Annotated in this window: 21 protein-coding genes; 13 read left to right on the top strand and 8 right to left on the bottom strand. The window is 61.6% G+C overall.

What is annotated here, in order from left to right; translation table 11 throughout:
* Positions 1 to 4: 4 nt before the first annotated feature.
* The gene (locus PQQ86_RS35685) at positions 5 to 547 is read left to right on the top strand and encodes a DUF3331 domain-containing protein (protein ID WP_408278099.1); all 543 of its coding nucleotides are present in this window, start codon (positions 5 to 7) and stop codon (positions 545 to 547) included.
* A gap of 169 nt (positions 548 to 716) precedes the next feature.
* Here PQQ86_RS35685 and PQQ86_RS35680 read toward each other — a convergent pair whose 3' ends face one another.
* The 8 genes from PQQ86_RS35680 to PQQ86_RS35645 form a co-directional block, all read right to left on the bottom strand.
* The gene (locus tag PQQ86_RS35680; RefSeq protein WP_408278096.1) at positions 717 to 1,727 is read right to left on the bottom strand and encodes a GlxA family transcriptional regulator; all 1,011 of its coding nucleotides are present in this window, start codon (positions 1,725 to 1,727) and stop codon (positions 717 to 719) included.
* A gap of 55 nt (positions 1,728 to 1,782) precedes the next feature.
* Positions 1,783 to 2,838 (bottom strand): HoxN/HupN/NixA family nickel/cobalt transporter, encoded by a 1,056-nt coding sequence (locus PQQ86_RS35675; protein WP_408278094.1) that lies wholly within the window; start codon positions 2,836 to 2,838, stop codon positions 1,783 to 1,785.
* Between the two features lie 84 nt (positions 2,839 to 2,922).
* Complete coding sequence (locus PQQ86_RS35670; RefSeq protein WP_408278092.1) at positions 2,923 to 3,270, bottom strand: nitrile hydratase accessory protein; 348 nt, start codon at positions 3,268 to 3,270, stop codon at positions 2,923 to 2,925.
* A 2-nt stretch (positions 3,271 to 3,272) separates the two neighbouring features.
* A complete protein-coding gene (gene nthA, locus PQQ86_RS35665; protein WP_408278089.1) occupies positions 3,273 to 3,914 on the bottom strand; it encodes a nitrile hydratase subunit alpha in 642 nt (213 codons plus the stop codon).
* Between the two features lie 30 nt (positions 3,915 to 3,944).
* A complete protein-coding gene (gene nthB / locus PQQ86_RS35660) occupies positions 3,945 to 4,688 on the bottom strand; it encodes a nitrile hydratase subunit beta (RefSeq protein ID WP_408278086.1) in 744 nt (247 codons plus the stop codon).
* Between the two features lie 25 nt (positions 4,689 to 4,713).
* Entirely contained in the window at positions 4,714 to 5,217 is a 504-nt protein-coding gene (locus PQQ86_RS35655) for a DUF1097 domain-containing protein (protein ID WP_408278083.1), read from the bottom strand.
* A 25-nt stretch (positions 5,218 to 5,242) separates the two neighbouring features.
* On the bottom strand, positions 5,243 to 6,232 hold the full coding sequence (locus PQQ86_RS35650) for a CobW family GTP-binding protein (protein ID WP_408278080.1): 990 nt from the start codon (positions 6,230 to 6,232) through the stop codon (positions 5,243 to 5,245).
* A gap of 79 nt (positions 6,233 to 6,311) precedes the next feature.
* Positions 6,312 to 6,752: a LysR family transcriptional regulator gene (locus PQQ86_RS35645; RefSeq protein ID WP_408278077.1), complete on the bottom strand. Its 441-nt coding sequence runs from the start codon at positions 6,750 to 6,752 to the stop codon at positions 6,312 to 6,314.
* 326 nt (positions 6,753 to 7,078) lie between these two features.
* Here PQQ86_RS35645 and PQQ86_RS35640 point away from each other — a divergent pair, with 326 nt between their 5' ends.
* The 12 genes from PQQ86_RS35640 to PQQ86_RS35585 all read left to right on the top strand — a co-directional run bounded on the left by PQQ86_RS35640 (position 7,079) and on the right by PQQ86_RS35585 (position 21,312).
* Positions 7,079 to 9,385: an NADP-dependent malic enzyme gene (locus PQQ86_RS35640; RefSeq protein WP_408278074.1), complete on the top strand. Its 2,307-nt coding sequence runs from the start codon at positions 7,079 to 7,081 to the stop codon at positions 9,383 to 9,385.
* A 651-nt stretch (positions 9,386 to 10,036) separates the two neighbouring features.
* Positions 10,037 to 11,368, top strand: a complete 1,332-nt coding sequence (locus PQQ86_RS35635) for an extracellular solute-binding protein (RefSeq protein WP_408278071.1) — start codon at positions 10,037 to 10,039, stop codon at positions 11,366 to 11,368.
* 7 nt (positions 11,369 to 11,375) lie between these two features.
* The gene (locus PQQ86_RS35630) at positions 11,376 to 12,293 is read left to right on the top strand and encodes a carbohydrate ABC transporter permease (RefSeq protein ID WP_408278068.1); all 918 of its coding nucleotides are present in this window, start codon (positions 11,376 to 11,378) and stop codon (positions 12,291 to 12,293) included.
* A gap of 3 nt (positions 12,294 to 12,296) precedes the next feature.
* Positions 12,297 to 13,184, top strand: coding sequence for a carbohydrate ABC transporter permease (locus tag PQQ86_RS35625; RefSeq protein WP_408278065.1), 888 nt, complete (start codon positions 12,297 to 12,299; stop codon positions 13,182 to 13,184).
* Positions 13,185 to 13,195: 11 nt separating this feature from the next.
* Positions 13,196 to 14,299: an ABC transporter ATP-binding protein gene (locus PQQ86_RS35620; RefSeq protein WP_408278062.1), complete on the top strand. Its 1,104-nt coding sequence runs from the start codon at positions 13,196 to 13,198 to the stop codon at positions 14,297 to 14,299.
* On the top strand, positions 14,296 to 15,171 hold the full coding sequence (locus tag PQQ86_RS35615) for an FAD binding domain-containing protein (protein ID WP_408278059.1): 876 nt from the start codon (positions 14,296 to 14,298) through the stop codon (positions 15,169 to 15,171). The genes PQQ86_RS35620 and PQQ86_RS35615 overlap by 4 nt, the downstream gene beginning before the upstream one ends.
* 3 nt (positions 15,172 to 15,174) lie before the next feature.
* Positions 15,175 to 15,663 (top strand): (2Fe-2S)-binding protein, encoded by a 489-nt coding sequence (locus tag PQQ86_RS35610; RefSeq protein ID WP_408278056.1) that lies wholly within the window; start codon positions 15,175 to 15,177, stop codon positions 15,661 to 15,663.
* A complete protein-coding gene (locus PQQ86_RS35605) occupies positions 15,656 to 18,010 on the top strand; it encodes a xanthine dehydrogenase family protein molybdopterin-binding subunit (RefSeq protein ID WP_408278051.1) in 2,355 nt (784 codons plus the stop codon). The genes PQQ86_RS35610 and PQQ86_RS35605 overlap by 8 nt, the downstream gene beginning before the upstream one ends.
* A gap of 15 nt (positions 18,011 to 18,025) precedes the next feature.
* Positions 18,026 to 18,907 (top strand): NAD(P)-dependent oxidoreductase, encoded by an 882-nt coding sequence (locus PQQ86_RS35600; RefSeq protein WP_408278045.1) that lies wholly within the window; start codon positions 18,026 to 18,028, stop codon positions 18,905 to 18,907.
* A 9-nt stretch (positions 18,908 to 18,916) separates the two neighbouring features.
* Positions 18,917 to 19,582 carry an SRPBCC family protein gene (locus PQQ86_RS35595; RefSeq protein ID WP_408278042.1) on the top strand — a complete coding sequence of 222 codons (666 nt, stop codon included), beginning with the start codon at positions 18,917 to 18,919 and terminating at the stop codon, positions 19,580 to 19,582.
* A 187-nt stretch (positions 19,583 to 19,769) separates the two neighbouring features.
* On the top strand, positions 19,770 to 20,909 hold the full coding sequence (locus PQQ86_RS35590; protein WP_408278039.1) for a porin: 1,140 nt from the start codon (positions 19,770 to 19,772) through the stop codon (positions 20,907 to 20,909).
* Positions 20,910 to 21,000: 91 nt separating this feature from the next.
* Complete coding sequence (locus PQQ86_RS35585) at positions 21,001 to 21,312, top strand: NIPSNAP family protein (protein WP_408278035.1); 312 nt, start codon at positions 21,001 to 21,003, stop codon at positions 21,310 to 21,312.
* Positions 21,313 to 21,392 lie beyond the last annotated feature (80 nt).

Raw genomic sequence — 21,392 nt, 5'->3', positions numbered from 1 at the left:
GATCTTGAACGCTGAACCCAATACGACTTCGGACATCCTGTCAGAAAATGAATTTTGTCATGCGCCTGCATTCCCCGCGCTGCCCTCATCCCATCATCCGTCATCGCATCGGACGGACCGACTCACTTCAGCGCCCGAGATTCGAGATCCGTGGGCGACGACGCTCGCAGTCATCAATCAATTTTTTTCCGCGCCAGACCCGATGCGGAATCCTCCGGACCTGTCCGGTCGCTCCCGCTTGGGTGGCGAGCTGCTCAGTTCGCGTAAGGCGGACGGTAGTGACGTGCGCACCTATACTGTGACGGTCGTGGAGGAACTGTCCAATGCGCTCTTCGCGTTGCACTGGCACGACGCGACGCTTTGCAACTACGAGGAGCAGGTCTGGGCACCGTGTCTCGCTCCCGCGTCGGGGCATTGCGCCCTGTCTGGCGAGCATATCAGCAAAGGCGACCAGGTCTACCGGCCCCGAATCCGCGGACCGTTCATACTTAACAGCGACGCAGTGATTCTGGCCAGCGAGCTGATCAAGGCCAGCACACGCGTCTGAGACGCGCTGGAGTTGGCGTATGTTGACCCAAACTCACCAGCAAAGCATCGTCAGCGCTTGCAAGTCTTCGCGCGTCGATTCGCTCAGCGCGGGCGCCCCTTTGGCCCGTCCACACATCGTTGCCTCCGCATATCAAGCGCACTACTCAATGTGAAATTGAAAGAACCGGTTATCGGCCGGATTCGCGGACCCCACGTTCCCCGGTGTGCGCCGGATCGCCGGAGCGAAAGCGCTGTCGGTATTCGACGGGACTGATCTGAAGCCGGCGGCTAAACGTGCGCCGAAGGGTATCCGCGCTCTCAAAGCCGCAACGCTTCGCGATTTCGCCGATCGGGTGACGGGTGCTTTCGAGGTAGCGGCGCGCGGCGTCGATGCGCGCGTCGTTCAGGAAGGCGATGAGACTGACGCCGCATTCCTTGGTGAAGAGGCGGGACAGATTGCGCGGACTCATTTTGAGCCGATGCGCAAGCGACGTGGTCGTATGGTTCAGATGAAGATTGTCGAGTAGGTACTGCTGAATTGACTGGACCTGCGAATCGCTGGCGGCCTGGGTTTCCAGCAGCGGGCTGAACTGCGACTGGCCGCCCGCGCGGCGCACGTACACGATCAGATACTTCGCGACGTCGAGCGCCATTTTCTTGCCGAAGTCCTCTTCGATCATGACCAGCGCGAGATCGATGCCGGCGGTCACGCCTGCGGTCGTGTAGAGGCCGCTGTCATTTACGTAGATCTGGTCGGGTTCGACCTTCGCCTTCGGAAACATCGACGAAAGACGCGTGGCGTCCATCCAGTGTGTGGTGACCGTGCGGTTATCGATCATGCCGGCGGCGCCGAAAGCAAACACGCCGTTGCAGATAGCGGCGATCCGCCGGGTACTCTTGTGCTGCTTCGCGAGCCATTCGCTAAGCGTGGAGTCTTCTAGTACTTCGAATACGCCGAGGCCGCCGGGCACGATCACCGTGTCGAAATGCGGACACGGGTCGAAGATAGTCCGGTCCGGCATGACCGTGAGCCCGCTGGAAGACAGCACGCTGCCCCGCGTCGTGCCGATCGTCAGCATTTCGTATTCGCACGCCCCCTGACTGAGGATACGGACCTCCGCAAAGGCGTCCTTGGGGCCCGCGATATCGAGCAGCTGGAATCCGGGGAACAGGACCATGCCGACGGTGATCTTGCGCATAGGTGTCAGTCAAAATGGAGCCGAGGCTGGCGCGACGCATGCCGCACGCACTCGCCTAGCGGCTCGTCTCGAGTTCGTCGAAGCGCCGGGTTCGGTAAAGCACCATCGATACGATCCAGCTCGCGGCGAAGATACCGATGATGACGTAGCCCAGCGTGCCGAAGTTGTCGTTCAACGTACCGATAGCATCCCACAGCTTGCCTTCGAGCTTCAAGTGGTCAGAAATCAGACCCAACGCCTCGATCGTGCCGACCAGCAGCGCGACCGCGACCGACACCAGCGTGATCGTCATGTTGTAGTAGATCTTACGAATCGGCTTAAGATACGCCCAGCCGTAGGCGCCGAGCATCAGGTGACCGTCGAGCGTGTCGACCAGTGACATCCCCGCGCTGAAGAGCGCCGGGAACACCATCACCGCCCATGGCGAAATGCCGTGCGAAGCCTGCGACGCGGACATGCCGAGCAGGCTCACCTCGGTCGCGGTATCGAAACCCAGTCCGAACAGAAGGCCAAGCGGGAACATGTGCCAGCTGCGCGCGACGAGCCGAAACATTGGACGAAAGAGCCGCGCAAGGAAGCCGCGATTGGCTAGCAACATGTCGAAGTCGTCGTCGACGTAGGCGCCGCCTGCGCGTACGTGGCGCCATGCCTGGAAGATGGATTTCAGAATCAGGAGGTTCAGGAACGCGATCGCGAACAGAAAGACGGTCGATACCGACGTGCTGATCAGTCCGCCCAATTCCTTGTATTGGGCAAAGCGCGTGCTCAGCACGCTCGCGACTGCTGCGACCGCGAGCGAGGCGACGACGATGATGGTCGAGTGTCCGAGCGAGAAGAAAAAGCCCACAGCGACGGGGCGTTTTTTTTCCTGCATCAGCTTACGGGTCACGTTGTCGATCGCAGCAATGTGATCGGCATCGACCGCATGGCGCAAGCCCAGTCCATAAGCGATCAACGCGGTGCCGAGCAGGACCGGGTGGTCCCAGAACGACACGAACGCCCAGATCCACGCGGCGACATTCGTCACCAACAGCAGTCCGTAGATGCCGAAGAGCTTGCGCTGGACCTGAGGATCGGATCCGGTGAGTACATTGGACAGTTGCTTGAGCATGATAGATATCCTGATGAAACTTCGTTACGCGATATGGCGGGCGTTCTCCGGCCCTTGCCTGAATGCCGGAAGCAGGGGCACGGCTCAGCTGCTGGACGGACGCAATGCACGCAGATTCAGCGACGTCATGTCTGTGGCCGACAGCACCCCAGCCTGGGTCACTGTCTTTTCGAGGGCGAGCAGAAAGCGCTCGTAGTAATTCCACGGCGGCTGCCCCGCGCAGTATCCGTCCTCCCATTCGGCGATCGACTCGATGAGATTCTGACGGAAGTCTTCCCACTCGAAGTGCCCCGCCTTCGACAGCGAAAGCGCGAGCCCGAATACCTGCCGTTCCCATGGCTTGTCGAACAGCAGTTTGCCTTGCATGCGCGGGGGAGAGTCCGGATGTCCAAGCATGCTGGAGGCGGCATATTCCTCGAACCGGGTAAACATGATCAGACCGCCGGCCGCGGCGATGCAGAAGGCGAGGGCACCAGCGCCACACCCATCATCGCTTCGGGTGTGACGAGTGCGGCCAGTTCCGCTTCGCTCATGCCTTCGGTGCCGGCGGGCCGTTCCGGGATGACGAACCAGCGGATTTGCGCGCTGCTGTCCCATACTTTGACTTCCGTATCGTCCGAAACCGGCACGCCGAACTCCTTCAGCACGGCGCGCGGTTCGCGCACGCCGCGCGCGCGGAACACCGGGTCCTTGTACCAGTAGGGCGGCAGACCCAGCACCGGCCAGGGATAGCAGGAGCAGAGCGTGCAGATGATGAGGTTGTGAACGCCGTCGCCGTTGGCGACTGCGGCCATGTGTTCGCCTTCCGCGCCTTCCATCCCGGCCGGAAAGTCCATTTCCGCGATCGCCTTCGGTGTGTCTTCGACAAGGCGTTCCCTGAACGCCGGATCGATCCACGCGCGCGCCACGATTTTCGCGCCATTGAACGGGCCAGCCATCGTTTCGAAATGACCGAGCACGGTATCGACCGAGTCGCTGCCCAGCACCCCTTTCTCGATCAGAAGCGCTTCGAGCGCGCGTACTTTGGCCGCGCTCGCGACCTCGCGCTCGTCGTCGTATTTGAAAAGTTCGCTCATGTTAGTTCCGTACCAGGTGGGTGTAGAGATTCAGTTCGATGCGTCGAGATACGCTTCGTATAGATCGGCGTAGATCGTCGTGTTCGGCTCGCTCCTGTCCTTGCCCCAGATGTCCTCGGCCTTGAATGCAACGCGATAGACGGGCATCGGCTCGCCGATGCCGTCGGGCCCGGTCGAAACGAAGTAGGAGTAGGCACCCGGATAGACGAGGTCGATCACACCGCGCTTGTTGCGCAGGTAGCCCGGCAAACGCGTGTGATCGACGGCGGCCGGATCGGCTATGCACACCCCGGTACCGGGTTCGAAACGCGGCGTCTGCTTCAGTGCGTTCAGCCCCGAATCGCCTTTTGCGAGGTAGTCGTTGATCTGCGAGGCAATTGCCGGATTCGGCTGTGCAGGCAGCGGCGCATCTGGGTGGGCGCGGTAATGCGCGGTCTTCTGCGCGAGTTCGTCGGCCGATACATAACCCTGATCGATGAAGAATTGCGAAATCCCCATCAGCCACTTTTCGTAGTACCGGTATTTGAAGTATTCGAATGGCTGCATGCCTTCGGCGCCGGTGCGCAGCGACGCCCAGGTCCACGTATTCCTGAACGTGGTAGGCAGCGTCGCCACCGGGTACTTTGGCAGCGCATCCGACAGATGCGTGCTTTCCGCCATCATTACCGTATGAATGCCGAAAATGCGCTTCTCCCACGGCTCGACGAAAACCCGTGTCTCGACGTTGACGGGTCCGAGGTTTTCGAGCCCGCCAAGGCTGTGCTGTAGTTTCATGGTGTGCGGTTCCTGAAGTGTGAGGTCAGTTGAGTTGAGGCTGAGGCTTGTGGCTCAGTGCTTCGCCGAACGCTTCGGAGACGATGCCGAAGACGGCCCCGGTGACGAGCGCGGCGGCGGCCACCAACGCGGGGTTCTGGAAGCCGACCGTGGTAATCGCCTTACCGGTGGCGACTGTGGTGCCGACCGTCGAAGCGAAACCCCACACAACGGCGGGCAGCACGTTCAGCAGCTTCAGTTTCGATACCTGCACCATCGCCGCGCTCCCGACACCGACGCAAATCGCTACGGCGAGCGGCGCCGGGCCGGTATTGGCGATCGCCAGCAGCGAGAGCGACGCGATGACCAGGCCGGTGAGGTTCGATGCGACGCTCTGCACGAAGCCGTGCCGACCGCCGCCGACCACGAAGAACGACGCCCACGCGATAAAGGTGACCCACACCGGGACCGGAAACACCGTTGCCGTGACGTAGGTGTCGACGACGGCGAGCACGCCGATACTGACGGTAAGCGCATCAGTCTTCTTCATTGCAGACTCCTTGAGGTAGGTGGGGCTAGTGGATACAGCTGAGAAACGATTCGCGTAGTTGCGGAAAATCCAGATTGCGGCCGATGAACACGAACTTGTTTTCGCGCGGCTCGTCCTTCAACCATGCGCGTCCGGGTTCGGCTTCCAGCAACATATGCACGCTATGGAAATGGAACTGTCGCGCTTCGGCGTGGAAGTTGAGGATCCCTTTCATTCGCATCAGTTGCTGGCCTTGCTGCTGTACGAGTTCGGTGATCCAGCGGTTAAAGCGCGTCGCATCGAGGTCGCCCTTTTCGACCAGCGCGCACGATTGAATCGACGTGTCGTGTTCGTGGTCGTGAGCGCCCTCGTCGAGCAGATCGGGCTCGATCTCGAGCAGCGTGGGGAGCGAGAAGCGGCGCACACCCAGTAGAGCATCCGGGCGGATTTGCGAACGGGTCGAGGTGAGGATGGCGGCGGTCGGATTCAATGAACGGATCGTTTGTTCGATGACGATCAACTCGTCTTCCGTGATCAGGTCGAGCTTGTTGATCAGAATGACGTCGGCGAAGGCCACCTGTTCACGCGCAATGTCGTCATCGAGTTGGCGGCGCAGATGCAGTGCATCGACCACGGTGACGACCGATTCGAGATCCACGGCTTCGCGCAGGTCGGGGTCGGCGAGGAACGTTTGCAGGACCGGCGCCGGATCAGCCAGTCCGGATGTCTCGACGATCAGGCGCTGCATGGCCGCCGCGCCGGTCTGCGGGTGCGCCAGTAGCGCTTTCACACTGTCGACGAGGTCCGCGCGCACCGTGCAACACACGCAGCCGTTATTGATTTCGACCAGCGCCTGTTCTTCGGCGACGATCAGTTGCCCGTCGATGCCGACTTCGCCGAATTCGTTGACGACCACGCCGATCGATCCCGACGCATGTTGCTGCAGCAACTGATTGACAAGGGTGGTTTTTCCCGCACCGAGAAACCCGGAGATGATGGTGACGGGAAGCTTGCGCGGTGTGAGTGTGCGATTCATGAGAGAGTCCGTTGCTGATCGAGACTGACTCAATAGAGCGAGTACCAGGCCTGTCACCGTCATCCGTCTGTGCCGGAAATCAGCTTGTCCCGAATGTGCGGAAAATGTGGCCGTTTTTGTCCGGAGCGGAAAATGAGGACAAAATGGCGCGATGACGCGGCATGAATCCTATGCCAAGCGCTGGTGCAGGTGCGGGATTTGATGCGTCGGGACGGTGCGGAATGCTCCGCGAATATGCGGTTCGGCGCGGTGCGGTGGGGCGTAGATGAGGAGAAGGCTGCGTTCCGAGGATAGCTCGCGGATCCCTCGCGGATAGCTCGCGGACTTCGGCCAGAATCCGCGTCGCATGCAGGAGGTATGTCTCGCCCTCGCTCGTCAAACTGACGCTGCGTGTCGTCCGGTTGACGAGTCGCACGCCGGGCGGGCCTTCCATATGCACGAGCCGTCTGGTGGCAGCCGGCGGCGTTAGATCATGCGCCCGGGCGGCCGCCGAGAGGCTGCCGTGGCGCGCGAGCAGCACAAAAAAACTCAAGGTCAGAAGCGATGTCAGTTTTCACTGAAAGTGAATAAACAAGTGACTTTCGGTGAATTCTAAACCCCCATCCCGCGGATAAGCTATGACTTCTCACTTTCCCGAACATTGACCCCGTGCAATGTTTCAGGAGGTGTGTAGTGAATTGCCCACCAGCTATACGCTCCATGTCGACGGCACGGCGATCTACCTGCCCGGCGATGTCGATGCGCGCAGCGCGGAATCGGCGCTACCGTCCGTGCAGGATGCGACACCAGAGCCTGTACAGCCTCGCTGGGCCGACATACCGACCATAATTTGCGAGTAACACGAGAATGACAAGCAAAACTGCCGCACAGAACATTCGCGAAGCCGCCCTCGATTATCACGAGTTCCCGACCCCTGGGAAGATCGCGATCGCCCCGACCAAGCAGATGATCAACCAGCGCGACCTCGCGTTGGCATACTCGCCGGGCGTCGCATTCGCGTGTGAGGAAATCGTCGAAAACCCGCTGAACGCCGCCCGTTTCACCGCGCGCAGCAACCTGGTCGGCGTCGTCACGAACGGCACCGCGGTGCTGGGTCTCGGCAACATCGGGCCGCTCGCCTCGAAGCCGGTCATGGAAGGCAAGGCCGTCCTGTTCAAGAAGTTCGCTGGCATCGACGTGTTCGATATCGAGCTGAACGAGTCCGATCCGCACAAGCTGGTCGACGTCATCTGTGCACTTGAGCCGACCTTCGGCGGCATCAACCTTGAAGACATCAAGGCGCCGGACTGTTTCATCGTCGAGCGCGAATGCCGCAAGCGCATGAAGATTCCGGTCTTCCACGATGACCAGCACGGTACGGCGATCGTCGTCGCGGCAGCCATCACCAACGGCTTGAAGGTGGTCGGCAAGGACATCAAGAAGGTCAAGCTGGTGTCGTCCGGCGCGGGCGCTGCGGCGCTGGCCTGTCTGGATCTGCTGGTCGACATCGGCCTGCCGCTCGAAAACATTACCGTCACCGATCTGGCCGGCGTGGTCTACAAGGGCCGCGTCGAACTGATGGACCCGGACAAGGAACGCTTCGCACGCGAAACCGACGCTCGCACGCTCGCCGAGGCGATCGGCGGCGCGGATATCTTCCTCGGTCTGTCGGCCGGCGGCGTGCTGAAGCAGGACATGGTCAAGCAGATGGCTGACAAGCCGCTGATTCTGGCGCTGGCCAATCCGACACCGGAAATCCTGCCGGAACTGGCGCTCGAAGTGCGTCCGGACGCCGTGCTCTGCACGGGCCGCACGGACTATCCGAACCAGGTGAACAACGTGCTGGTGTTCCCGTTCCTGTTCCGTGGCGCGCTGGATGCGGGCGCGACGACGGTGACGCGTGAAATGGAAATCGCCGCGGTCAACGCGATCGCCGAACTGGCCCGCCAGGAGCAGAGCGATATCGTCGCGACTGCGTACGGCATCCAGGATCTTTCGTTTGGTCCGGAATACCTGATTCCGAAGCCGTTCGACCCGCGCCTGATCGTCAAGGTCGCGCCGGCGGTGGCGAAGGCCGCGATGGATTCGGGCGTCGCCGAGCGTCCGATCGAAGACATGGAAGCGTACGAACAGCATCTGCAGCAGTTCGTGTATCACAGCGGCACGACCATGAAGCCGATTTTCCAGCTGGCGCGTGGCGTCGAGCCGGAGAAGAAGCGCATCGTGTTCGCGGAAGGCGAAGAAGAGCGCGTGCTGCGCGCCATGCAGATCATCGTCGACGAAAAGCTCGCAAAGCCGATCCTGATCGGCCGTCCGGCGGTGATTGAACAACGCATCGCGCGTTACGGCCTGCGTCTGATCGCAGGTCAGGACTACTCGGTCGTGAACACCGACCACGACGAGCGTTACCGCGATTTCTGGCAGGAATATCACAAGATGATGTCCCGCAAGGGCATCACCGAGCAGATGGCGAAGCTCGAAATGCGCCGCCGCACCACGCTGATCGGCGCGATGATGGTGGAGAAGGGTGAGGCGGACGGCATGATCTGCGGCACGGTGTCCACCACGCATCGCCACCTGCACTTCATCGATCAGGTGATCGGCAAGAAGCAAGGCGCGAAGGTCTATGCGGCGATGAATGCGCTGGTGTTGCCGAACCGTCAGATTTTCCTGGTCGACACGCACGTGAATGTCGATCCGACGCCTGAGCAACTGGCTGAGATCACGATCATGGCAGCCGAGGAAGTGCGCCGCTTTGGTATCGAACCGAAGGTCGCCCTGGTGTCGCATTCGAACTTCGGTTCGAGCAATGCGCCGACCGCGCAGAAAATGCGCGACACGCTGGCAATCCTGCGCGAGCGCGCACCCGACCTGCAAGTGGACGGCGAAATGCACGGCGACCTCGCGCTCGACGCGAATCTGCGCCGCGAAGTGCTGCCGGACTCGACACTCGAAGGCGACGCGAACCTGCTGGTGCTGCCGAACATCGACGCGGCCAACATCTCGTACAACCTGTTGAAGACCGCCGCGGGCAACAACATCGCGATTGGCCCGATGCTGCTCGGCGCGGCCAAGCCGGTGCACGTGCTGACGGCTTCGGCCACGGTTCGCCGCATCGTCAACATGACGGCGCTGCTGGTTGCCGACGTGGTGGGCGGCCGCATGAACGGCTAGTTCATCGGCCGCGGCTCGGTCACGCAGGGATGCAGCAAAGCATCCCGCGTTGCATGATGCCCACGAGGACACCCTCGATTCGGCAACGCGAACCGCATCTACTCGAATGACAATACTGTGCGCTCCGACGCGGTGATGGCGATGCACGTCCGAGCTTTTCGGACCGGCATGCCTTCACTGCCGCCGGCGCTGGAACTCACCTGCGCGTGACGCGCTGAGCGGTCTGCCGGTTCGGTGGATTCACATCAGCCCAGCATCCATCACTTTTTGACCGCCTCAGTCGTGTATGCGACTCAGGTGCGTCCGTCCTGGGCGGACTTCTGTGCGTGCGCGATCTCTGCAGAATTCCCGCCACATCGCTCTTCCAAAACTCGCCCGGAATCAAGGCTTCTCATGTCGATCGTCGATTGACGACAAAAATTACGCGGTCGAACTGAAGGATTCATCAGATTAAATAGCGGGAAATCCCCTCTTCCCAGCAATATTGGCTCGCCGGACCAGCCGAATCTCCATGCGGAAAAATTTTCACAAAAAACGTATGTCGTCAGTTGACGATTTATTTTCTCGAAGATATCTTCGCGTCTCAAGAGGTGGCCGAATCAGCGGCTACGCCACGTGTGAACAGCGCCGCGCAGGCGGTCGGAGCGAACCATGAGTAACGTCGTCAATAGATTCGGGAACGGTCGTCGTCGATTTCTACAGCTGTCGGCGGGCGCGGGCCTCGCTGCTTCCGGTTTGGTCGGTGGGATGTCACGGGCCTTCGCTGCCGACAGCGTGAATCTCCATACCTGGTCGGCCGGCGTCGATACGGTGAAGCGCATGCTCGTGCCGTTTCAGAAGGAAGCGGGGCTGAACGTCAACTACAACAACCTCCCGTTCGCACAGTATCGCGAGGCGATGGTGACGAAGTTCGTCGGCCAGGCGCCGATCGACGTGCTGTGGGTGTCCGATGGCTGGCTGCCCGAGTGGGCCGACGCGGGCTGGCTTGCGCCGCTCGACGGCTATCCGCAACTGCTCAAGTACAACGGTGAGGTACAGGACTTCTGCACTCAATCGATGCGCTACAAGGGGCGTCAATACGGTCTCACGTACTACACCGACTACATGGCGTTTCTGTACGACGCAGACAAGCTCGCAAAGGCGGGCATCGCGGCGCCTCCTGCAACGTGGGACGAACTGGTCGCGCAATCGCTGAAGATCAAGAATGCGGGTCTCTCGCAATACCCACTGATGCTCTCGATGGCGCGCGAAAGCTGGCTGATCGAGTTCATGTCGTCACTGGTGTTTTCCAACGGCGGCCGCTTTGTCGACGACAGCGGCAAGGCGGTGATGGACGATCCGAAGCACGGCGCGCTCACGTCGCTGCAATGGGTTGCTGATGCGGTCAACAAGCACCATATCGTTTCGCCTGCCTGCGTCGAGTTGGGCGAGTTGAACGGCTTCAAGGCCGTGGCGTCAGGCAATCACGCGTTCGCGTTGTTGCCGCGCTACCGGATTCAGGCGCTTAACGATCCGCGCCAGTCGCGTGTCGCGGGCCATATCAGACAGGCGTTGATGCCGGCCGGTCCGAACGGTTCGCACGCCACGGTTGCGTGGATGCGCATGCACGCGATGAGCGCCGCCGCCGGCGCCAACAAGACGCGCGCCGCTGAGGCGACACGACTGATCGAAGCGTTCGGCGGACGATTTGACGGCCAGTACGCGTTCCAGAAAGCGATGTTCCTGGATACCGGCACGGCATTCGGCGTGAAGCCGCTCTTTAACGACCCGGAAGTCCGCGCCGCGTACGAAAAGTACGGCGACTTCGCGATGTTCCAGAAGCAGCAGGATCTGGCGCGCAAGAAGGACGTGATCACGCGCTGGTTCGGCGAGTGGGACGAGACCAACGGGACCGCGTGGCAATCGGCGATCCTTGGTCAATCGAGCGTCGCTGATGCGTTGAAGACGTCCGCGCAGAAGTGGACCGCGCTGAGCAAAGCCTGAGGTCGATATGAGCGTTCATGCCCTGGGCCGCCGCTGGCTTGCAAGACATTCCGTGGCGTCTTCCGATCAGCGTAGCGCCATGCTGCTGCTGACGCCGATGATGCTGGTGCTGCTCGCGGTCGCCGTGTTTCCGGTGCTTTACTCGTTCTGGACGAGCCTGTTCGACATTCATTTGACGCGGATGAACAGCGTGTCGTTCGTTGGACTGGGCAACTACATCCAGACCTTCCGCGACCCGATGTTCTGGGCAGCGGTCGAGCGCACCGCGTGGTTCACCGTCGTGTCGGTCCTCGCGATCATGGTCATCGCGACGCTGATGGCGCTATTGCTGAATCAGGAGTTTCCCGGCCGGCGCATCCTGTCGACCGCCTTGCTGATTCCATGGGCTATTCCGTATGTGGTCGACGGTCTGATGTGGAAATGGATCTACGACTCAGGGTACGGTGCGCTCAACGGACTGCTGTTGCAGCTTGGCGTGATTGGGCAGTACATGGTGTGGCTGGGCGACACGCACAAGACGCTGGCGCTGATCTGCAACGCATTCGTATGGAAGGAAGTGCCGCTCGCGACCATCCTGCTGCTTGTGACGATGAAGTCCATTCCGTCGGACCTGTACGCGGCAGCTCGCGTAGACGGCGCCAACCTGTGGAGCCGATTCGTGCACGTGACGCTGCCGGCAATGCGTCCTGGCTTCATGCTCGTGATGATCTACGAAGCGATGATGGCGGTGCGGCACTTCGACCTTTTCTTCATTCTGACAGAGGGCGGGCCGGCCGACGCGTCTCACGTGCTCTCCTGGCACATCTATGTCGAGACGTTCCGCAACCTGTCGTTCGGCACCGGTGCGGCGGTCGCGTATGTGCTCGCGCTTGCCACGTTCGCGATGTCGTACGCCATCATTCGTCTACTCGGCAAGAGGCTCTAAGGGATGTCATCTTCTCTGTTTTTCAAACGCTTGGCGCTGCTGGCCGGTTCAATCGTGATGTTGCTGTATGTGCTGGCACCGGTTGCGTGGCTGCTGTCGTCTTCGCTGCAGCGCGAAGCGGATATCACGTCCATTCCGCCACACTGGATTCCCCATCCGCCGACGCTGTCCAGCTTCAAGGCGATCGTTGCGGCGAGCACGGGCACAGCGCCGGACGACGGCAACGCCGCGTTCATTCCGTCCACCGCGCAGTACCTATTGCCGGCGCTGCGCAATAGCCTCGTGGTCGCCGCTGCGGTGGTGCTGCTGAATCTGCTCGTCAGTGTTCCCGCCGCTTATGCGATGGCGAAGATCCGTTATATCGGCCGCGATCTGTCGGTGTATTTCATGCTGGCTACCCGCGTGATTCCCGATATCGCACTGGTCGTGCCGTTCTTTCTGTTCGTGCGCAAGCTCGGACTGCTCGACAGCGTCGGGTCGCTGATCATCACTTATCTGGCGATTACGGTGCCGTTCAGCGTCTTCATGTTGCTTAGCTATTTCGAGTCGCTACCGGACGAGCTCGACAAGGCGGCTCGGGTCGACGGCTGCTCGCGGATTCAGGCTTTGCTGAAGGTATTTTTGCCGCTCGCGGTGCCGTCGCTCGTCGCCGTCATCATGTTCACATTCCTGACCAGCTGGAACGAGTTCCTGTTCGCCTTGATGTTTACGCAGACCGCCGCGTCGCAAACCGTCCCGATCATCGTCGCGTCTTTCACGTCGGATTTCACGACGAGTTTTTCGTTCATCAACGCAGCCGGCGTGGTCGCGATCGTGCCGCCAGTGATCATTGCCGTGGTGTTCGAGCGTTACATCGTGTCTGGTCTGACTGCCGGCGCGGTAAAGGGATAAAGGGAAAGGTCATGGCTCAAATCGAATTTCAGCAGGTTGGCAAGCAGTATGCGAACGGGCATGTCGCACTGGACAACCTGAATCTGCAGATCAGGGACAAGGAGTTTCTCGTTCTGCTCGGACCCTCCGGATGCGGCAAGTCGACGACGCTCAACATGATCGCCGGACTGGAGGAGGTCACTCAGGGCAGCTTGCGGTTCGACGACGTCGAAGTCAACGCCTTGCCGGCGCATCGGCGCGATGTGGCTATGGTGTTTCAAAGCTACGCGCTGTATCCGCACAAGAACGTGTACGACAACATCGCCTTCGGCCTGCGGATGCGCAAATATCCGCAACAGGAGATCAATGCGCGGGTGCGCGCAGCCGCGCAGTCGCTTGAAATCGAGCATCTGCTTGACCGGCGCCCCGGGCAACTGTCGGGCGGGCAGCGCCAGCGCGTTGCGCTCGGCCGCGCAATGGTGCGCCAGCCCGCGGTCTTTCTGATGGACGAACCGTTGTCGAACCTCGACGCGGCGCTGCGCGTGTCGATGCGCGCAAGCATCAAGGCATTGCATCGGTCGATGCAGACGACCTTCGTGTACGTGACGCACGATCAGGCCGAAGCGCTGACGCTCGCCGACCGCATCGTCGTGATGCGCCAAGGCGTCGTGCAGCAGATCGGTTCGCCCGACGACATCTACGAGCGGCCGGCCAATAAATTCGTCGCCAATTTCCTCGGCAGTCCACCGATCAACTTTATCGACGGCGTGCTTATGCAAGGCGACCGCGGTTTGCATTTTCGCAGCGGCGATCTTTCGCTCGCTCTCGACGAAGAGACACAGCGCCTGCTCGCAGGATGCAGTGGCCGGGTAGTGTCGGCCGGTATTCGTGCCGAGGACATCGACGAGCATGGTGACTCGACCGATTGTTCGCTGACAGGCGACATCGCCTCGTTGCTGCCGGTCGGCTCCGATCAGTTTATCGGCCTGCAATGTTTGGGGCAGTCGATGTTTTTTCGTGTTGGCAAGGAGCGTTCCTGCAAGGTCGGTGAACGCGTGTCCCTGTCGATCAACCGCCGCCGTCTGCACCTCTTCGATCAGGCGAGCGGCGTGAACCTGAAGGCGCAGAACGCATGAAACCCGCGGTATTTTCGTATCATCGGCCTCACACGCTTGACGATGCGCTGTCGCTGCTCGCGCTGCACGGCTTCGACGCCAAAGTCATCGCGGGAGGGCAAAGCCTCGCGCCGATGATGAACATGCGCTTTGCACAGCCGGCGCATCTGATCGACCTCAACGCGTTGCCGCAACTCAGCGGCGTGACGCTTGCAGGTGAGTCGCTATCCGTTGGCGCGATGACGCGCCATCAGGAGGTGGCCACCAACAGCACGGTGCGCGCCGCTTGCCCGCTACTCGCGGAGGCGGCCGCAACCATTGGGCACTACGCGATCCGCCATCGGGGCACGCTTGGCGGCAGCCTTGCGCATGCGGATCCTGCTGCGCAAATGCCGCTCATCGCGAGCACGCTGGGCGCTCGCATCGAGATTGCGGGACCGGACGGCAGCCGTGAGGTGCCGGCCACAGAGTTCCTGATTGCGGTGATGACGACCGATCTCGCCGCTGAAGAAATCATTCGAGCCGTGCATTTCCCGGTCGCACGCCTGGGCGAGCGGCACGCATTTGAACTCTTTAGCAGGCGGCACGGCGACTTCGCGATTGCGGCTTGCGCACTCACCGCCGTGGTCGACGACAACAGATTCTCCAGCCTGCGCATTGGCCTCGGCGGTGTGGCGGACGTCCCGCTTGTGCTGAACGAACTCGCTGCAGGCTTCGCCGGCGCCCCGGTCGATGCGCTGACGCTGGCTGCAATCGCCGACGCGGTGGCCGGCGCTATTGATCCGTACGATCAACCGGACATCAGCGCCGCTTACCGGCGCGATCTCGTCAAGGCGCTCACGGCGCGCGCGCTGCAACGCGCGACTCAGTCGGCCAACACGACCTCGAAGTGAGTCATGGAAAAGAAAGCAATTTATCTCAGTGTGAACGGCACTCGTCACGAAGTGCAGTGCGAGCCTCGCAAGCTCCTTTCCGATGTGCTTCGTGAAGACTGCCGTCTGACGGGCACGCACGTCGGCTGCGAGCACGGCGTATGCGGTGCATGCACCGTGCTGATCGACGGCCGTCCCGCGCGCTCGTGCCTCGCGTACGCCGTTCAGATGGACGAAGTGCAGATCACTACGATCGAAGCTGTCGCGCAGGATGGCCGCCTCTCTCCGCTGCAGCAGGCGATGCATGAGTGTCATGGCCTGCAGTGCGGCTTTTGCACGCCGGGCATCGTGATGACCTTCGAGGCTTATCTGCGCGAGCACCCAAGCCCATCTGAGGCCGAGGTGCGCGAGGCGCTTTCCGGCAACCTGTGCCGCTGTACCGGGTACCAGAACATCGTGCGGGCGATCCTGCTCGCGGCCGCCCGGATGCGGGGGGAGAGCGCTGATGTCTGAGCAGACGTTTCGCTATCTCAACAAGGCCGTGCCGCGCACCGAAGACTATCGCCTGCTGACGGGCTATGGTCGCTATCTCGACGATATCGAAATCGCGGGCGCACTGCATGTGTGCTTTGTGCGCTCGCCGCATGCGCATGCGCGGATCGTTTCAGTGGATACCGCCGCGGCTGCCGACATGCCCGGTGTCGTGACCGTCGTCACCGGGCGGGAGTTGGCGCAGTGGACCACCCCAATGCGTGTTGCCGCGCCGATCGAGGGCTTGTTGCCGGTCGAGTTCGCGACGATGCCGACCGACATCGTGCGCTTTCAGGGCGATCTCGTCGCTTGTGTGGTCGCCACGGACCGGTACCTCGCGGAAGACGCGGCGGAGCAGGTATTGGTCGAATTCGAGCCGTTGCCTGTGGTGACCGATATGTGGCAGGCGCTCGAAGTCGATGCTGCGCAAGTCGATCCTGGGGTGCCCGGCAACCTGGTGTCGCACCAGACTTACTTGAATGGCGACCCGCAGAGCGCGAGCCAGCAGGCTTACCGCGTGGTCGAGGCGACCTTTCAGCAGCAGCGGCAGACCCATGTGCCCATCGAAACGCGCGGTTGCGCAGCAGTCTGGGACGCCGGGCGCGACCATCTGACGTTCCACATCGGAACCCAGGTGCCGCATCCTTTGCGCACTCAGCTCGCGCAACGGCTCAGGCTCAGCGAGTCGCAGGTGACGGTGATTTCGCCTGATGTTGGCGGTTCGTTCGGTCAGAAAATTGCCCTGTACCGCGAAGAGCTGACCGTCGCTGCACTCGCGCGCCATCTGAAGCGGCCGGTGCGCTGGCGCGAAGATCGTCTCGAGAATCTCACCGCGGCGGCCAATTCGCGCGAAGACTTCTGCCGCACGCGCGCCGCGGTGGATGAGCACGGCACGCTGCTCGCGCTCGATCTGGAGATCCGCGAAGACTTCGGCGCGTATTGCTTCTTTCCGGCGAACTACCTCGCGCGCGTCGTCGCGATGGTGTTGAGCGGACCGTACCGGCTGCAGGATTACGCGTTCGACGTGAAGGTCGTGCTCAGTCACAAATGCGGCAATGCACCCATGCGCGCGCCGATGTCCATCACCAGCTGGGTCATGGACGGCACGATGGAAGCGATTGCGCGCGAACTGAAGCTGGATCCGGTCGAAGTGCGCCGCCGCAACCTGTTGACGCCGGAAGAATTGCCGTACCGCACGGCCACCGGCGAATTGCTGGCCGACATCACGCCGTCGCAGACCTTTGAGGCGGTGCTGGCGGCCTTCGATTACGACGCGTTTCGCGCACGCCAGCAGGCGGCGCGGGCGGCCGGCCGCTATCTTGGGCTCGGACTGTGCAATGTGGTCGAGCCGACGACGTACGGTTCGCGCTTTTATAAATCGGCCGGCATTCCGGGTTCGGGACACGAGGCAAGCTGGATCCGTATCGAGCCGAGTGGTGTCGTGAACGCGTCGGTGGGTCTCGGCCCCAGCGGACAGGGCTATGAAAGCGCGATGGCCAATGCGGTGGCCGAAGGCCTGGGTGTGCATCCGTCGAGCGTGCGTATTCATCTGGGCCACACCGATATCGCGCCATACGGGATGGGCAGTCGCGGCGCTCGCAGCGGCACGGCGGGTGGCGGCGCGCTTTATTTGTGCGCGCTCGATGCGCGCCGCAAGGTACTCGCAATTGCCGCTGGCTGCCTCGATCTGCCCGATAGCGACTCGCTTCGCCTTGTCGATGCACGCGTCGAGCGCCGTAGCGGCGACGCGTGGGTCGACGCGGGTCTGACGCTCGCGGACGTGGCGCGGAGTGCCTATATGGATCCTACTTCGCTGCCGCAGGGCCTCACGCCTGGCCTCGAGTTTCACCTGACCTACGATCCGCCGCCGATGACCTACTCGAATTCGACGCACGGATGCGAGATCGAGCTGGACGTGGCCACCGGTGCGATCCATTTTGTGCGCTACGTGATCGCCGAAGACTGCGGCACGCTGCTCAATCCCACTGTGGTGACCGGGCAGCAACATGGTGCAGTGGCGATGGGATTGTCCGGCGCGTTGTTCGAGCATACGCGCTACGACGAAACGGGACAGAACGTGACCGGCTCGCTTGCCGACTACCTGATCGCCACTTCGACCGAATTACCCAATTTCGAGATCATCCCGTTGCATACGCCTAGCCGCGCGACGGCGGCGGGCATCAAAGGGATGGCCGAAGGCGGCGTGATGGGCGCGCTCGGCGCTTTGACTAACGCCGTGAACGACGCGCTAGCGCCATTCGGCGTGGTGGCCGACCGTCATCCTTTGACTCCCATGCTATTGCGCGACCTGTTGCGCGACAAACTCTGACCGGACCAGACAATCATGAATCAATCTGCAAGCAAACCTGCTATCGGCTTTATCGGCCTCGGCATCATGGGCGCCTCGATGGCGGCGCGGCTCGCCGCAGCCGGCTATCCGCTACACGTCTATAACCGTACGCGGGCGAAGGCCGAGCCGCTCATCGAGGCGGGCGCATCCTGGCACGCCACCCCGAAGGCGCTCGCCGAAGCATCCGACGTGGTCATCACGATTGTCGGCATGCCTGACGAAGTACGCGCGCTGTATCTCGGCGACGACGGTCTGATCATGAACGCACGGCGCGATGCCGTGCTGATCGATATGACGACCTCGAGCCCGCAACTGGCCGAAGAGCTAGCCGCGCACGCAGCAGCCCGCGGCGTGCACATGCTGGACGCGCCGGTCTCGGGTGGCGATGTCGGCGCGCGCGAGGGGCGGCTGTCCATCATGGTGGGCGGCGCGGCCGACGTGCTCGCGCGCGTCGAGCCGATGTTGCGCTGCCTCGGCACGAACATCGTGCTGCAAGGCGGACCGGGTGCGGGTCAGCATACCAAGCTGTGCAATCAGATCGTGATCGCATCGACGATGCTGGGCGTGTGCGAAGGCCTGGCCTATGCGCACAGCGCCGGCCTGGATGCGCAAACCGTACTGAGCGCGATCGGTGGTGGCGCGGCCGGCGGCTTTCAGTTGAATAACATGGGGCCGCGCATCGCGAAGGGCGATTTCGCACCGGGCTTCTTTATCGAGCATTTCATCAAGGACATGCGGATCGCGCATGAGGAAGCCACGTATATGGGACGTGAGTTACCGGGCCTGGATCTGGTGCGCAGTCTTTATCAGAAGCTTGCCGAGCAAGGCTTTACTCGCAATGGCACCCAGGCGCTCTTCAAACTCTACGAGCGCTGAGGTGTGGCGATGAAACTAGCTGATCAATGCATTCTCCCTGCACGGCCCGAGGCCGTGTGGCGTGCGCTGAACGATCCTGCCGTGCTTGAGGCGTGTCTGCCCGGGTGTAAATCGCTGGCGATGCTGGACGAGCGGCATTTCGAGTCGACCGTGCAGATTCGCGTGGGTCCGGTTGCCGCGACTTTCAAAAGCAATGTGGAGCTGTCGGATCTCGATCCACCCAGGGCTTACACGATTGTCGGCACGGGCAACGCGGGCGCAGTTGGCTTTGCGAAGGTCACCGCGCGCGTGCAACTCGAACCGGAAGCCGATACGACCGTGCTCGCCTACGACGCGGATGTCGAAATTGGCGGAAAGCTAATGAGCGTGGGGTCCCGCCTGATTCAGTCCGCGGCGGGCAAGAATCTCGACGCCTTCTTCGGGGCGCTGAAGGCGCACATCGAAAAGGAGGCGGCACCCGTGGACGCTATGCAAGTCATCGAGCCGGCGCCGCAGACACAGCCGGACGGCGCGCCACTGACGGGCGGCGTGCAACGTCAGGCCCGCAGCGAGACGAAGCCGTCCACCGTCACGCCCAAACCTGGTCCGACACCGGGTCTGCGGGTCTGGCTGGTCGGTGCAGGTTCGGGTGCGCTCGGTTTGTTAGTGGGATTTTTGATTGGGCACGCGGCCTGACGGTCCGCATTGCGATGGTGGTGCTTGGCCTGCGTGCAGACCGGGCATCGCTTTGAAAGTAAGGAGCCTCGGCGCTGCAATGCGTGAGCGCGCTGCGCGTGGATCACAAGCCGTTCCAGTGGCGACCTTGTTCGTTCTGTAGTTGAGCGTTTGATCAAATCCAATTTTTCATTCGACGGGAATTTTTGTGAGCAAAAAAATAGTTATCCTAATGGTGCTGACCTGCCTTGCAGAGACAGCTCAGGCGCAAAGCAGCGTGACCCTGTACGGCGTCGCGGACGATGGCATTACCTACACCAACAATCAGGGCGGACATGCCAATTACCAGACCTTCAGCGGTGGTCTGGGCGGAAGCAAGTTCGGTCTGTTGGGCAAGGAGGATCTGGGCGGCGGCACGAGCGCAATCTTCCAGCTCGAGAGTGGCTATGACTTGAACAGCGGCAAGCTCGGCTATAACGGCCGGCTGTTTGGCCGTCAGTCATTTGTGGGCTTGTCCGGCGACTACGGTAGCGTGCGCCTCGGGCGGCAGTATGACTTCATGGTGACCAATCTGCAGTCGCTAACGTCCGCGCAGCTGTTCGGCGGCTCGCTGTCGTCGCATGCGGGCGACGTCGACGGGATCTGGGGCACGTATCCCGTCAGCAACTCGGTCAAGTATGTGAGCCCGACGTATCACGGCCTTACGGCGGGCGCACTCTATAGCTTTGGCGGCGTGGCCGGTTCGGTAGGCGACTCGCGGCAGTACGGTTTCGGTCTGAGCTATGCGAACGGTCCGCTGAAGCTGGCGGCCGCCTATCTCTACGTGAACAACCCGGCGGTGACTCGTTTTGACGGCACCACGGGGGCGACAGCCGGTGGGGCGTTTACGAACCCGGTGACGAACCCGATCTACAGCGGCTATGCCACCGCGCACAGCATGCAGACCATCGGCGTGGGCGGCAACTATCAGTTCGGTGCGACGACGTTAGGCGCGCTTTACACCGACACGCGCTTTAACAACGCAGTCGCGACAACCACCACCACGTTCCAGGGTTCTGCAACGCTCGATTCGTATGAAGCATTCGTCAGCCATAACTTTACGCCGGCAGTTATGGCCGGTCTCACCTACGACTACACGTCGTCGCCGCACGCGCATTACAACCAGGTGGCTGCGGGTTCCGAGTACTCATTTTCCAAGCGTACTTTCACCTATCTGATCGTGGCATGGCAACGCGCGAGCGGGATCGATTCGACCGGGCATGCGGCGGTGGCGGATCTGACGTACCTGTCGCCTTCGTCGACGCCGAATCAGGTCGCGGTGCGCGTGGGTATCCGACACAGCTTCTAACTTGCAGTGGAGTACAGGTCTGCCGGGCGGCGTGACAGCGTGCCCGGTGGCCGTCGTTTTGTGAGCGTTTGAATTGCAACAGGAGGCAATCATGCTGGTGGAAATGCGTACGTATCAGATTACGGCAGGAAAGATGGGTGAGTTTCTGCAAATCTACGAGCGCGATGGGCTCGCGATCATCAGTCAGTACGCACGGCTCAAGGGCTGCTGGACTAAAGACTCGGGCACGTTGAATTCAGTCGTGTTCTGCTGGGGCTATGACGACTATGCGCATCGCGCCGCGCAGCGCGCGAAGCTCGCCGCCGATCCGCATTGGCAAGCTTTCACGCCTCGCATCCTGCCGTACCTGGTGCATCAGGAATCGGTGTTCCTTGCGCCCGTGCCGTTTTGCCCGGCTGACTGAAGCAGCGGAAGCGGTGAAGTTCGCTGACTGCCGGACGTGCAACTGTACTTGCCGCGCCGCGGTCTGCTTATGAGGTAATC

Source organism: Paraburkholderia sediminicola (assembly GCF_046026675.1).
GTDB classification, from domain to species: domain Bacteria; phylum Pseudomonadota; class Gammaproteobacteria; order Burkholderiales; family Burkholderiaceae; genus Paraburkholderia; species Paraburkholderia sediminicola_F.
The sequence above is the reverse complement of the archived record's forward strand: the minus strand, read 5'-3'. Positions and strand labels throughout refer to the sequence as shown.

Excerpts from the sequence above, each read along its gene's own strand:
- nthB (WP_408278086.1), bottom strand. The coding sequence starts at position 4,688 with ATGAAACTACAGCACAGCCTTGGCGGGCTCGAAAACCTCGGACCCGTC.
- PQQ86_RS35605 (WP_408278051.1), top strand. The coding sequence starts at position 15,656 with ATGTCTGAGCAGACGTTTCGCTATCTCAACAAGGCCGTGCCGCGCACC.
- PQQ86_RS35595 (WP_408278042.1), top strand. The coding sequence starts at position 18,917 with ATGAAACTAGCTGATCAATGCATTCTCCCTGCACGGCCCGAGGCCGTG.
- PQQ86_RS35680 (WP_408278096.1), bottom strand. The coding sequence starts at position 1,727 with ATGCGCAAGATCACCGTCGGCATGGTCCTGTTCCCCGGATTCCAGCTG.
- PQQ86_RS35675 (WP_408278094.1), bottom strand. The coding sequence starts at position 2,838 with ATGCTCAAGCAACTGTCCAATGTACTCACCGGATCCGATCCTCAGGTC.
- PQQ86_RS35655 (WP_408278083.1), bottom strand. The coding sequence starts at position 5,217 with ATGAAGAAGACTGATGCGCTTACCGTCAGTATCGGCGTGCTCGCCGTC.
- PQQ86_RS35600 (WP_408278045.1), top strand. The coding sequence starts at position 18,026 with ATGAATCAATCTGCAAGCAAACCTGCTATCGGCTTTATCGGCCTCGGC.
- PQQ86_RS35635 (WP_408278071.1), top strand. The coding sequence starts at position 10,037 with ATGAGTAACGTCGTCAATAGATTCGGGAACGGTCGTCGTCGATTTCTA.
- PQQ86_RS35630 (WP_408278068.1), top strand. The coding sequence starts at position 11,376 with ATGAGCGTTCATGCCCTGGGCCGCCGCTGGCTTGCAAGACATTCCGTG.
- nthA (WP_408278089.1), bottom strand. The coding sequence starts at position 3,914 with ATGAGCGAACTTTTCAAATACGACGACGAGCGCGAGGTCGCGAGCGCG.
- PQQ86_RS35640 (WP_408278074.1), top strand. The coding sequence starts at position 7,079 with ATGACAAGCAAAACTGCCGCACAGAACATTCGCGAAGCCGCCCTCGAT.
- PQQ86_RS35625 (WP_408278065.1), top strand. The coding sequence starts at position 12,297 with ATGTCATCTTCTCTGTTTTTCAAACGCTTGGCGCTGCTGGCCGGTTCA.
- PQQ86_RS35585 (WP_408278035.1), top strand. The coding sequence starts at position 21,001 with ATGCTGGTGGAAATGCGTACGTATCAGATTACGGCAGGAAAGATGGGT.
- PQQ86_RS35650 (WP_408278080.1), bottom strand. The coding sequence starts at position 6,232 with ATGAATCGCACACTCACACCGCGCAAGCTTCCCGTCACCATCATCTCC.
- PQQ86_RS35615 (WP_408278059.1), top strand. The coding sequence starts at position 14,296 with ATGAAACCCGCGGTATTTTCGTATCATCGGCCTCACACGCTTGACGAT.
- PQQ86_RS35610 (WP_408278056.1), top strand. The coding sequence starts at position 15,175 with ATGGAAAAGAAAGCAATTTATCTCAGTGTGAACGGCACTCGTCACGAA.
- PQQ86_RS35620 (WP_408278062.1), top strand. The coding sequence starts at position 13,196 with ATGGCTCAAATCGAATTTCAGCAGGTTGGCAAGCAGTATGCGAACGGG.
- PQQ86_RS35670 (WP_408278092.1), bottom strand. The coding sequence starts at position 3,270 with ATGTTTACCCGGTTCGAGGAATATGCCGCCTCCAGCATGCTTGGACAT.